Annotated in this window: 8 protein-coding genes and 1 tRNA gene; 2 read left to right on the top strand and 7 right to left on the bottom strand. The window is 66.4% G+C overall.

All coding sequences use genetic code 11. From position 1 onward, the window contains the following. Positions 1 to 713 precede the first annotated feature (713 nt). A complete protein-coding gene (locus AC0L3C_RS00830) occupies positions 714 to 1,724 on the top strand; it encodes an acyltransferase family protein (RefSeq protein WP_473406906.1) in 1,011 nt (336 codons plus the stop codon). 454 nt (positions 1,725 to 2,178) lie between these two features. Here the strand turns inward: AC0L3C_RS00830 and AC0L3C_RS00825 are convergent. Both AC0L3C_RS00825 and AC0L3C_RS00820 read right to left on the bottom strand, forming a co-directional pair. Then, positions 2,179 to 2,268, bottom strand: a tRNA-Ser gene (locus AC0L3C_RS00825). A gap of 281 nt (positions 2,269 to 2,549) precedes the next feature. Further along, on the bottom strand, positions 2,550 to 2,876 hold the full coding sequence (locus tag AC0L3C_RS00820) for a hypothetical protein (protein ID WP_275172536.1): 327 nt from the start codon (positions 2,874 to 2,876) through the stop codon (positions 2,550 to 2,552). 530 nt (positions 2,877 to 3,406) lie between these two features. Here AC0L3C_RS00820 and AC0L3C_RS00815 point away from each other — a divergent pair. Continuing rightward, positions 3,407 to 6,817, top strand: a complete 3,411-nt coding sequence (locus AC0L3C_RS00815) for an autotransporter outer membrane beta-barrel domain-containing protein (RefSeq protein WP_473406905.1) — start codon at positions 3,407 to 3,409, stop codon at positions 6,815 to 6,817. Between the two features lies 1 nt (position 6,818). Here the strand turns inward: AC0L3C_RS00815 and ilvD are convergent, their stop codons facing one another. The 5 genes from ilvD to AC0L3C_RS00790 form a co-directional block, all read right to left on the bottom strand. Beyond that, entirely contained in the window at positions 6,819 to 8,669 is a 1,851-nt protein-coding gene (gene ilvD, locus AC0L3C_RS00810) for a dihydroxy-acid dehydratase (protein ID WP_473406904.1), read from the bottom strand. A 281-nt stretch (positions 8,670 to 8,950) separates the two neighbouring features. Beyond that, a complete protein-coding gene (locus AC0L3C_RS00805; RefSeq protein ID WP_473264689.1) occupies positions 8,951 to 9,811 on the bottom strand; it encodes an ABC transporter permease in 861 nt (286 codons plus the stop codon). A gap of 13 nt (positions 9,812 to 9,824) precedes the next feature. Next, complete coding sequence (locus AC0L3C_RS00800; protein WP_456764320.1) at positions 9,825 to 10,754, bottom strand: ABC transporter permease; 930 nt, start codon at positions 10,752 to 10,754, stop codon at positions 9,825 to 9,827. Then, complete coding sequence (locus AC0L3C_RS00795) at positions 10,754 to 11,746, bottom strand: ABC transporter ATP-binding protein (RefSeq protein ID WP_473264688.1); 993 nt, start codon at positions 11,744 to 11,746, stop codon at positions 10,754 to 10,756. The genes AC0L3C_RS00800 and AC0L3C_RS00795 overlap by 1 nt, the downstream gene beginning before the upstream one ends. After that, positions 11,743 to 12,726 carry an ABC transporter ATP-binding protein gene (locus tag AC0L3C_RS00790; RefSeq protein WP_473406902.1) on the bottom strand — a complete coding sequence of 328 codons (984 nt, stop codon included), beginning with the start codon at positions 12,724 to 12,726 and terminating at the stop codon, positions 11,743 to 11,745. Before AC0L3C_RS00790 ends, AC0L3C_RS00795 begins: the two co-directional genes overlap by 4 nt.

Raw genomic sequence — 12,726 nt, 5'->3', positions numbered from 1 at the left:
ACACTGCAGGGCCGCTCTGATCCCCTCGCATTCCCCGCGTTTGACCGGCGTTGAAAACCTGCGCGCGCGCCGCACGGAAGGTTGACCAGCTCGGGACCTTTCTCGCCGACCATGGCATGTCCACTCGGCGCCGAACTGGTGCCGCTTGCGAACATGGGAATGGAGTGGCCGCCCGTTCTGGCGCCGAGAGCGGCACCAGACCACGTGGGCACGCTGCCCGGAGCCCGCGCTGCCACCAAGCGCAAGCAACGAACCCAGCCGTTTTAGATCAAGCGCTTCTTCGACACAAAAAGACGTATCAGGACACCGTCGGACGAGGAGGTGGCGGAAGGGGCGCCCGATCAATCGTCTTGAAATTGCTCGACTGTTTCGAGCGCGTCGCGAGCGATCTACGGTCCTATCCACGGCGAATTTCGCAGCCTCACGACCGTAGTTTTCGGCCATCTCAAGCAGTGCATCGGCCTCGCCGGGCACCCTGCTCTCCTCCGCCAGGTCGCGACGCAGACGCTCCATGTACGCGAGCTCGTCGACGTCGTGCTGATGGCGACCCATGCGGCCGATCAGACTTCGGCCGGTTCCTGTTTGCAAGTGGGCGGCGCTATCTCAACGCCTTGTCACGCGCCGCGTTCAAGCTCGGTTCGTCAAGAAGGAGCGAAGCCCTGGAAAGACGTAGGAGGCTTGATCGATCGCACCGACATCTGTAGCCAGTCATCATGGGGAAAGAGCACAAGCTTGAGGGACTACAGGCCGCTCGGGCGCTCGCCGCGCTGTCCGTGGCTTATTTCCATTCCTACGTCGCGGTGCGCGGAGCGTTTCCGGAAACCGCGTGGATGCCCATCCCATGGCTCAAGCAGTGGGGCTTCCTCGGGGTGAACCTGTTCTTCGCGATCTCTGGCTACGTGATTTGCCTAGTCGTCGCAAAACCCTCGTTCACGGTCGCGAGCTTCGCACTGAAGCGCGCCTTCCGTCTCTATCCGATGTACTGGATCGCCATTGCGGCCGTGCTGGGGTTGATTGCCTGGGGCAAATACGCGCCCCAAGCCGCATCGCACGTTCTGTATTCGATGACGCTGCTGCCACAGGCCGGCGCATCGGCCTACGACCCGAGCTGGACACTCGAGCGCGAGATCGTGTTCTATGCGCTGGCTGCTGCAGTCGTCCCAATTGCGGGCGTCGGCGGACTGGCGGCCGCGCTCGCAACGCTCGCCGCGACAGGCTGGTACCTTGGCAATCCGTGGTCGTTTCATTTGGTCTCGACGACGCAGGCGGACTTCCTAGCCGGTGTCGTCGTTTTCCTCGCCCGCGGCGTGGTCGTCCGCGCCGGAAGCACGCTGCCGCTGATCGCAGGCGTTGCTCTGCTGATCTGGACGCGCAGTCACGATTTCATATTTTCGGTGCCGCTCTCGATGGCGCTGATCCTTGCCGGTTTGGCCACCCTCGAACTGCCCTGGCGCCGACGCCCGCTCAGCTGGCTAGTTGCTGCAGGCGACGCGTCCTACTCGATCTACCTGTTGCACTACATCGTGTTCCTGACGGCCTCCATAGTCGGCGGCCAGTGGTTACCTTTCGCTTTGCCGGCGTGGAGCTGCGAAATCTGGCGCTTCGCGACTCTGCTCGCCTGCTGCCTTCTTTCATATTTCACATGGATAGCAATCGAGCGCCCGATGATCCGTCTGAGCGAGCGGTTGAGCAAACCGCGGGTTTTGACCGAGCAGCTTGCGTAGTTTGGTTGGCGCGTTGCCTCGCTTTCGACACCCACTACGCGCAGTGGCTCGCGACCGCCTCGACCTACTAAATCGATTATTTGCGGAGGACTTACTGACGGCGCGGTCATATCGTCTCACAGCGTCGCGATGCTCGACGATACGGACGAACGTCGGGTCCCCGCCCCGCGCGGGCGTGAGGTACATCCGGCCGGCATAGAGCACTTGGACCGGCTGCTTCCCCGCTCGCTCCTCCGGAGTGCCGTTCTTGGAGCGGCGGGGCTTCCTGGAGTGGGCCCCGCGGGTGACGCTGTACGGAAGCGCCTTCACCTCGGCCACGTTCTCAGGAGGCAAGGCCGGGCGAACCACGGTGCGCGTGGGAAGTGCGATGATGTTGGAGATGGTAGTGGTGCTCGCGGTTTGAACCGGCTTCTGAAGGCCGGGCGCCAGCGGGATACAGAGGGAAACAATGTACTGGCGGAAGGGGTGGGATTCGAACCCACGGTACCCTTGCGGGCACGCCGGTTTTCAAGACCGGTGCCTTAAACCACTCGGCCACCCTTCCAAACCCGGAGTGGCTGTCGCTTAACGTAGTCGACGGCGCATGGCAACGCGAAGTTGGCGCCCGTCCCCTTCTCCGGCATCGGATCTGTCAGGCGAGCGTCAGCCTGTTCCCTTGCCCTATGCCCTCTCGGCAATCCCGGACACTGGCGACATCTCCCAAGGCGTCGCCGGTTGCGAGGCCCGGTTTGGAGTCGCTTCCGTTTCCGGGCATCATTTGCCGGCTGCAAAGAAAAGCGGCGCCCCCGAGGGAGCGCCGCTTGAATTCTGCGTTGTTGCTCTAGCTCAGTAGCCGCCGCAGGACGCACACCCCATCTGCACCGGGGCGTAATACGAATACCCCGGCTGGACCATCTCGACGCGCTGGCGCGTGGCGTATTGGGGCGGAATGCGCTCGTACTGGACGCTCGGCGGCGCCACCATCACGGTCTGCGGCACCATCACGGTGCGGTACTGCGCCGGCGCGCGGTGCGCCACGACGGAGCCCGGCGACACCATCACAGTCTCGTCGACAGTTCGGTATTGCGGCTGCACGTATTGCTGCTGGTAGCAGGTCGTGCACGGCGGCGGCGTGTAGCAATTGTAGCAGCCGGCGGAAGCCGCACCGGTCATTGAAATCGCAGCGACGACTGTTGAGAAAACGACAGCGAGAGTGCGAGACATTGTTGTGGTGCCCCAATTGCCCGAAACGGATTTGCGAAGGTAGCTGGCAGTATACGCCGCAAAATTCTGAGCTGCCGAAGTTCGTCGGGGCATCCTTAATGCAAACGGCCGGCTTGCGCCCGCTGCTAAGGACTCGTTGACCATTCGGGCGCGCCTGTCGATCCATCGACCAATGGTCGCGGCTCGCGATCGACGATCATGGCGCCCGGCGGATCCCCAACGCTCGACCAGGCGCCTTCCGGTGCCGCTCGCGCCCGGCCGCTGGCGCGGCCCGCCGCTGTCGGTGCGGGTTGGCGTTGCCGCCGGATCACACTCTCCGGAAAATCCGCCAACAGGCCCGGGGTGTGACCGCATCTTGTGCATTTCTCGCGCGCTGATTGCATCGCGTCCTGCTGACGCCCGCAGCCGGATTTGCCATAATTCATGGTTGGGAATCACTGCCCGTGACCTAAGCGAACCCGCCGGCAGGGGATGGAAGGATGCATCATCGACCAGTGTCACGGCGCCACCAGCGCGCCTTGAGCGGGAAGCTCGCCCTCGGCCACAGGCGCGCCCTGCTCGCCAGCACGGCCTTCACGGGCGCATTCATTGCCGTCATTGCCGGGCATCCCGGCAGCGCGCTCGCCGCCTGCGCCGTCACCGCTGGTCCCAACACGGTCACCTGCAACAGCACCGTCACCACCAACACCACGAATACCGACGCCGCAACGGCGTCGTCAGTCGATCGCTCGCAGGCCTTCAGCGCGGGGGCCGTGAGCGCCACGATCAATACGGGCCAGACGGTCAGCGGTTATGGCCTTGCGATCAGCGCGAACGGTGCCGGCATCAACGTCGTCAACAACGGCGCGGTGACCACCACCCAGGCGGTGCACGCGCTCGACATCAGCACCAGCACCGGGAACATCGTCTATTCGGGCAACGGCAGCGCCAGCAATACGGCCGGCTCCGGCATCGGCCTCAACATGAACACCAACGGGCCCGGCACCATCACGATGGGGACGAGCGGAACCCCCGTCACCCCGAACTTCCAGGGATCGACGGCCATGCAGCTCATTGCTGCCAGCTCGATAAACATGACCCTGAACGGAGGCTCGCTGACGACGCTGTCGTCCTTCGGCGATGGCGCCCTGATCAGCGGCGGGGACGTCTCCGTCGCACTGACCGGCAACGGCGCCATCGTCAACGCCAGCGGCGCCACCGCGGCCAGAGGTCTCGACGTCTTCGGCACCGGGACCATGACCGTGACGTCGAATGCGACCATCGGCGGCGCCAGCGCCGCCACGTCGTTCGGCACCGGCATCCTCGCGATAGCGACCGCCGGCAGCGGCGACGTCACAGTCAACCAGACCGGTGGCACGATCTTCGCGACAAACTTCGGTATCAACGCGAGCAGCGGCGCCACGGGATCGGGCTCCGTCATCGTCAACACGGCGTCCGGCAGCGCGATCACACTCACCGATCCGGCGGCGAGCGGCATCGACGCCAGCACGAACGGCACCGGTGCCGTGACCGTGCACCAGGCTGGCGCGATCACGGGCGGCGCCCTCGGCATCAATGCCGTGATCTTCAACGCCGCCAATTCTCGCGACATCACCGTCACGAGCAGCGGCACGGTCGATGCTACATTCACAGGCATCAACGCCGTCACCGCGGGAACCGGCAACATCAACATCACGGCCTCAAGCACGATCAACGGCCCCTTCGGCGGCGGCATTGTCGCAAACGCGGTAGACGGCCGCATCACCGTGAACGTGAACGCCGGCACCGTCCGCGGCAGCGCCGCCGGCTTTCTCGCCCCAGGCATCGCGGCGACCGCATCCGGCAGCGGCGGCGCCACCATCAACATCGCGGCGGGCGCGACCGTCGCCGGGTCTCAGTTCGAGGGCATCACGGTCAGCGGCACGAACAACTTGATCAACAATTTCGGCACCATCAGCGGATTCGGCGGTGTCCGTGCCACCGGCGCGACCACGATCGTCAATGCCGGCACGATCGCGAGTTTTTCCGAGGGGGTCCGGTTCGATAGCGCCGGCAGCACGTTGGAGATGCAAGGACCCAACGCCACTCTCACCGGCCAAGTCGTCGGCAGCGGCTCCGATACGATCCGTTTCTCCGGCACCGGCTCCAACACATTCGATGCGAGCCAGATCGACGCCGGCTGGGGGCTGATCGACAAGACAGGCTCCTCGAATTGGGCGCTGACCGGAACGTCGACGACAACCGCATTCGTGACGGTCAACGGCGGCACCTTGTCGGTCAACGGCGACATCAGCTCGACCGGCGGCGTCACGGTGAATGCCGGCGGCACGCTGGGCGGCATCGGCACGGTGTCGTCCACCATCATCAATGCCGGCGGCTCGCTCGCGCCCGGCAACTCGATCGGCACGCTCACGGTGAGCGGTAATCTGACCTTCGCCGGCGGCGGCAATTACGTGGTCGAGGTCTCGCCGGCCACGGCGGATCGCACCAACGTGACCGGTAACGCGACGCTCGCCGGCACGCTCCGCGCCATCGGCACCGGCGGGACCTACACGCCGGGCACGCACTACACCGTCCTGAACGCAGCAGGCACGCTCAGCGGCAGCTTCGGCGCGCTGGCGATCTCGGGCAATTTCGGCGTCACGCGGCCGCACGTCGAATACGACGCCAACAACGTCTATCTCGTGCTTGATCAGGCGCTCGTCTCGCCGTTCCTGATCAACGGCACCCGCAACCAGGTCGCGACGGCGGGAGCGGTCGATTCCGCTTTCCTCGGCGGCAGCGGCGCATTCTCGGCGCTGATTGGCTTGACCTCGCCGCAACTCAACGCCGCGCTGGATCAACTTTCGGGCGAGGTGCACGCCTCGACGGTCGGCACGCTGGCGAATGACAGCCTGGCGATGCGCGGCGCGATCCTGGGGCGGCTGCGGCAGGCCTCGTATGGAGGCGACATCGACTCCATGGCCGCGCTGTCGTTCGGCGGATCGCAGGCCGCGTTCGCGGCATACGCGATGGAGAGCGCACTCGCCTACGGCAAATCGCCGATTGTGACGAAGGCGCCGATGGCGCCGCCGCGAGCGATCTCCGACACCGTGTTCTGGGCCCAGGGCTTGGGCGCCTGGGGCACTTTCAATGGCGATGGCAATGCAGCCGGCGTGCGGCGGGATCTTGCCGGCTTCATCACCGGCTTCGATACGCGCGTCGGCGGCGCTGGCCGTCTCGGAATGGCCGCAGGCTATACTGGCACCAAGAATATGCTCGACGGTCGTGGTTCCTCGAATGTCGATACCGCGCACATTGCCGGTTATGGCGGCTGGCGCTTCGGCAACGTCAACCTGCGGGCGGGCGGCGCGTATGCGTTCCACACGATCGACACCAATCGGCTGGTGAACATCGTCGGCTTCGCTGATCGCCTGACCTCACGGACTGACGGCAGCACCGGGCAGATCTTCGGCGAGATCGGCTACGGAATCCCCTTCGGCAAGGTTGCGTTGGAGCCGTTTGCCGGGGCTGCCTGGGTGCGTGTGCACACGGATGCCACCGCCGAACTCGGCGGCCCGGCGGCGCTGAACGTTGCGGCGCAGACCTTCGAAACCGGCTATGCGACGCTCGGCGGGCGCGCCGCGACCTTCGTGCCGCTGGCGCACGACATGACGCTGATCCCCCGCACGACCGTCGCCTGGCAGCATGCATTCAACAACGTGACCCCGGCTGCCGTGATGGCGTTCCAGGTCGCCCCGGCCCCGTTCACGATCGCGGGTGTGCCGGTTGCGCGCGACTCGCTGCTCGCGGAGGCGGGCTTCGATCTTGCGATCGGCCGACACATCACGGTCGGCCTCTCCTATGTGGGTCAGATCGGCAACACGGTCACCGATCACGCCGCCAAGGGCAAATTCTCCTGGGCGTTCTGACCTAGCGCGCGCGCCGCTTCACCTCGCGCACCGCGCCGCGCGCGGCGCTGGTGGTGAGCGCGGCGTAGGCCTGAAGCGCGGTCGAGACATTGCGCTTGCGGCCGATCGCCTGCCAGGCGGCATCGCCCTTCGCCTCTTCCGCGGCGCGGCGCTTGGCCAGCTCCTCGTCGGAGACCTCCAGCGTGATGCTGCGGTTCGGGATGTCGATGGCGATGCGATCGCCGGTCCTGACGAGACCGATGTTGCCGCCTTCGGCAGCTTCCGGCGACAAATGGCCGATCGACAGGCCCGACGAGCCGCCCGAGAAGCGTCCGTCGGTGACGAGCGCGCAGGCTTTGCCGAGGCCCATCGATTTCAGATAGCTGGTCGGATACAGCATCTCCTGCATGCCGGGGCCGCCGCGCGGGCCTTCATAGATGATGACCACGACCTCGCCGGCAACGACCTTGCCGCCCAGAATGCCTTCCACGGCGGCATCCTGGCTCTCGAACACCCGGGCGGGGCCGGAGAATTTCAGGATCGAGGCGTCGACGCCGGCGGTCTTCACGATGCAGCCGTCCTGCGCGAGGTTACCGTAGAGCACGGCAAGACCGCCGTCCTTGCTGAAGGCGTGCTCGAGGTTGCGGACCACGCCCTTCTCGCGGTCGGTGTCGAGCTCGTCGTAGCGACGCTCCTGGCTGAAGGCGATTTGGGTCGGGATGCCGCCGGGCGAGGCACGGAAGAAGGTGCGGACGGACTCGCTCTTCGAGCGCTTGATGTCCCAGCGCTCCAGCGCGTCGTTCATCGTCGGCGCGTGCACGGTCGAGACCGACGTGTCGATCAGGCCGGCGCGGTCGAGCTCGCCCAGAATTCCCATGATGCCGCCGGCACGATGCACGTCCTCGACATGCACGTCGGCGACCGACGGCGCGACCTTGCACAGCACGGGCACGCGCCGCGACAGTCGGTCGATGTCCTGCATGGTGAACTTCACCTCGCCCTCATGGGCGGCGGCGAGCAGATGCAGCACCGTGTTGGTCGAGCCGCCCATCGCGATGTCCAGCGTCATCGCGTTCTCGAACGCCTTGAAGTTCGCGACATTGCGCGGCAGCACGCTAGTGTCGTCCTGCTCGTAGTGGCGGCGCACGATATCGACGATGGTGTGGCCGGCCTCGACGAACAGGCGTTTGCGGTCGGCGTGGGTCGCGACCACCGTGCCGTTGCCGGGGAGCGCAAGGCCAAGGGCTTCCGTGAGGCAGTTCATCGAATTGGCCGTGAACATGCCCGAGCACGAGCCGCAGGTCGGGCACGCCGAGCGCTCGATCACCTTGACGTCCTCGTCGCTGACCTTGGAGTCGGCCGCGGCGACCATGGCATCGATCAGGTCGACGGCCTTGGTCTTGCCCTGCAGCGTGACCTTGCCGGCCTCCATCGGTCCGCCCGAGACGAACACGGCGGGGATGTTGAGCCGCAGCGCCGCCATCAGCATGCCGGGGGTGATCTTGTCGCAATTGGAGATGCAGACCATGCCGTCGGCGCAATGGGCGTTGACCATGTACTCGACGCTGTCGGCGATCAGTTCGCGCGACGGCAGGCTGTAGAGCATGCCGTCATGGCCCATGGCGATGCCGTCGTCGACCGCGATGGTGTTGAACTCTTTCGCCACGCCGCCGGCCTGCTCGATCTCGCGGGCGACGAGCTGGCCGAGGTCCTTCAGATGGACGTGGCCGGGCACGAACTGGGTGAACGAATTGACCACCGCGATGATCGGCTTGCCGAAATCGCCATCCTTCATGCCGGTCGCGCGCCAGAGGCCGCGGGCGCCCGCCATGTTGCGGCCGTGGGTGGTGGTGCGGGAGCGATAGGCTGGCATGGCGGTTTCCGTCCTCGGGTTTGGCTGGCCGGGCGCGGCAAAATTTCGAAGCCGCCTCAGGCCTTTCCGGCCGGATAGCGCACGGGGGGAACGCGCGCAACGGGAACTTGGGCCGGACAGGGCTCCCCTGCTCCCGGCGCGGGGACTCTCACCTGCCCCGGACGCGGCGCAGCGTCTCTTCGACGGTGCGCTGCAGCGCCGGGGCCCATCTGGCAGCGAGTGCTATGGCCTCCTAGGTCCCGGCTCGCGCTTCGCGCGTCCGGGACACGAGAGCTGAAGTCCTATTGCAGCTCGGGATCGAGCCGGTCGCGCAGCCAGTCGCCGATGACGGAGACCGCCAGCGTGGTCACCACGATGGTGGTGGCCGGCGCCAGCATGATCCAGGGCGCCCGGGTCAGGTACTCGCGGCCGTAGCCGACCATGTTGCCGAGGCTGGTCATCGGCGGCTGCACGCCGAGGCCCAGGAAGGACAGGCCCGACTCCATCAGGATCACCTCGGGAAAGACCAGCGTAGTCGAGACGATCAGGGTCGAGGCGATGTTGGGCAAGATATGCCGGAGGTAAATCCGCGCCGGCGTCGCGCCGAGCTGGCGGACCGCCGCCGCATAGCCTTGCGCATTGGCCGAGATGGCAAGGCCCCGCGCGATGCGGGCGTAGCGCTCCCAGCCGAAAAATCCCATCAAGCCGATCAGGAGTGGCAGCGAATTGCCGAAGAAGGCGAGCACCGCGAGCGCCATGATCAGGAAGGGCATGCTGGCCTGGAAGTCGGACAACATCAGCACCAGCTGCTCGACGGGCCCGCGGAAATGCGCGGCGAGGAAGCCGAGCATAGTGCCGACGATGGCGGAGATCGCCGTGGCGCCAAAGGCGATCAGGAGCGAGATGCGGATCGAGACGAGCAGCCGCGACAGCACGTCGCGGCCGAGCTCGTCGGTGCCGAGCCAGTGCGCGACATTGCCGGGAGCAGCGAGACGATTGCGAAGGTCGAGCTGGGTGTAGCCATACGGCGCGATTTTCTCGGCGAAGGCCGCGATCACCAGCATCGCGACGATCCAGCCGATCGCGATGGCGACCGAGACCGGGATCGCCGGGAGGCTCATGCGGCGGCGGGCCGACGCGTCCTTCAGCGTTGCGTCAGTCATGCATGCGCTCCCTTCATGCGTGCGCCCCCTTGGCGCGCAGCCGCGGGTCGAGGAAGCCGTAGAGGAAGTCGACGATCAGGTTCGAGGTGACCATGGTCATCGCCACCAGCAACAGGATGCACTGCACGACGGCGAGGTCACGGTTGGCGACGGCGACGACGAGCAGGCGCCCTACTCCTGGCCACGAAAACACACTCTCGACCACGACCGCGCCCGCGATCAGCGTGCCCACCATGAAGCCCAGAATGGTGACTGTCGGAATCGCCGCGTTCGGCAGCGCATGCGACGTCACGACTTTTCGCCACGGCACGCCCTTTGCCGAGGCGGTGCGGATATAGGGCTGGCCCAGCACCTCCAGCATGGCGCTGCGGGTGAAGCGCGCCAGCACCGCGGCGCCGCCAAGGCTGAGTGTCACGATCGGCAGGATGGCGTGACGCCAGCTGTCCTGCCCGCCCGAGGGCAGCCATCCGAGCTGCACCGCGAAGACGAGCACGAGCAGCAGCGCCAGCACAAAACTCGGCACGGTGAAGCCGGCGACCGCCGTCATCATCACCGCGCGGTCGATGCCGGAGCCTCGGTGCAGCGCCGCGTAGATGCCGGCGGGAATGCCGAGCGCGACCTTGAATGCGAAGGCCGGCAGCGTCAGCGCCAGCGTTGCCGGTATCCGCTCCAGCACAAGCTCGATCGCAGGCCGCCCGTCACGCATGGAACGGCCGAGCTCGCCTTTGGCGATCGCTCCAAAATAGTCGAGATACTGAAACCAGATGGGATCATCGAGGCCCCACGCCCTGCGGAAGGCGGCGAGGACTTCCGGCGGCGCTTCCGGTCCCAAAATCATCAGCGCGGGATCGCCCGAGAGACGCAACACCACGAAGGCGAAGGTGACGACGAGCACGATCGTCAACGCCGCGCGTCCGATCCGAATGGCGAAATAGCGTCCCATCACGCCGCATCCCGCGTCTCGACGTGCGGCCCCGCCACAAGGTGGCAGGCGACCTGCCTGTCGCCACCGACGTTGGACAGCGCTGGCACCTCGCTTGCACAACGCGCGATCGCGCGCGGACAGCGCGGATGGAAGGCGCAGCCTTGAGGACGGGCCGCCGGGTTCGGCGGATCGCCTGCCAGCACAATGCGGCCTGCGCTGCGGCGGCCCGGCGCGGGCGATGCCGAGACCAGTGCTTGCGTGTACGGGTGCTCCGGCCGCGCGAACAGATCATCGGCGCTGCCGATCTCGACGATGCGGCCGAGATACATCACGGCCACCACATTGCTGATCTGCCGGACGACCCGCAAATCATGGCTGATGAAGAGCAAGGTCAGCGCAAGCTGAGCCTGGAGATCGGCGAGCAAATTCACCACCTGCGCCTGGATCGAGACGTCGAGCGCGCTGACCGGCTCGTCACAGACGAGGAAATCCGGCTTTGTCGCCAGCGCCCGCGCCAGCACGATGCGCTGGCGCTGTCCGCCGGAGAGCGCGCCCGGATAGCGCGCACCATGTGCGGGTGTCAGTTCGACCGCGCGCAGCAATTCGCGGACCCGCTCCTCGCGCTCGAGGGGCGTCCCGAGGCCGTGAATATCCAGGGGTTCACGGATTTGCGCGGCGACCGGCAACCGCCGGTCCAGTGCTCCCAGCGGATCCTGAAAGATCATCTGCATGTGCGCGCGTTGCGCACGCCATGCGGTCGTTCCGGGCGCGGCCATCGGCTTGCCGTCGAACCGAACCTCGCCATGGTCCGGCGGCTCGAGGCCAAGTACGATGCGGCCGGTGGTCGACTTTCCCGAGCCGGACTCGCCGACGAGGCCCAGCGTCTCGCCCTTGCGGATCGTCAGCGACACGCCATCGACCGCATGAACGGCGGTACTTCGGCCGAACATCCCGGAGCCCATGCTGTAGCTGCGCGAGATCGAGGCCACGTCGACGAGCGGACGGCTCATTCGGCAGCCATCCCGAGCAGCGCGCGACGCGAAGCCTCGGCGCGAACGCAGGCAGCGGCGCGATCCGCCGCGATCGGCGCGAGGGTTGGGGCTACAATGCCGCACGGCGCTTCTGCGAGCGCACAACGCGGCGCAAAGGCGCAGCCATCAGGCATGCTCGCGGGATCGGGGACCGTTCCGGGAATGGCGGTCAGGTGGCGCCTCGGCCCGTCAAGCGGCGGCAGCGCGCCGATCAGGCCCTGCGCATAGGGATGGACGGGATCGGCGAAAAGCTGGTTCGCCGGCGCCTCCTCGACAATGCGGCCCGCATACATCACGGCCACGCGGTCGCAGTTTTCGGCGACGACGCCAAGATCGTGGCTGATCAGGACCATCGCCATGCTCATCTCGCGGCGGATGGTCGAGAGCAGTTCTAGAATCTGCGCCTGAATCGTGGCGTCGAGCGCCGTAGTCGGCTCATCCGCGATCAGCAGGTCGGGATTTCCGGCGAGCGCCATCGCGATCATGATGCGCTGGACCTGGCCGCCGGAGAACTCATGCGGATAGGCTTCGAGCCTGCGCGCCGCGTCGGGAATGCCGACGAGATCGAGCAGCCGCCGCGCTTCCGCTTTCACCGCGCCGCCCGAGATATCGCGATGCAGCGCCAAGGACTCGCAGAGCTGCCTGCGGATGGTCAGCACGGGATTCAGTGCGCTCGCGGGATCCTGGAAGATCATGGCGACGCGCCCGCCCCTGATACGATCGAGCTCGGCGGCCGCCGCACCGAGGATCTCGCGACCGTCGAGACGAACGGAGCCCGAGACGCGGGCATTCCGCGGCAAGAGGCCGAGTGCCGCAAGCCACGTCACCGACTTGCCCGACCCGGACTCGCCGACGAGGCCCAGGGCCTCGCCCTTGTGCAAGGCGAGATCGACACCACGCAAGACCGGCACGCCGTGGAAGGCGACGCTGAGGTCCTTAATGCTGATCAGCGGCGCCAC

The organism is Bradyrhizobium sp. WSM4872 (genome assembly GCF_055811715.1).
The sequence above is the reverse complement of the archived record's forward strand: the minus strand, read 5'-3'. Positions and strand labels throughout refer to the sequence as shown.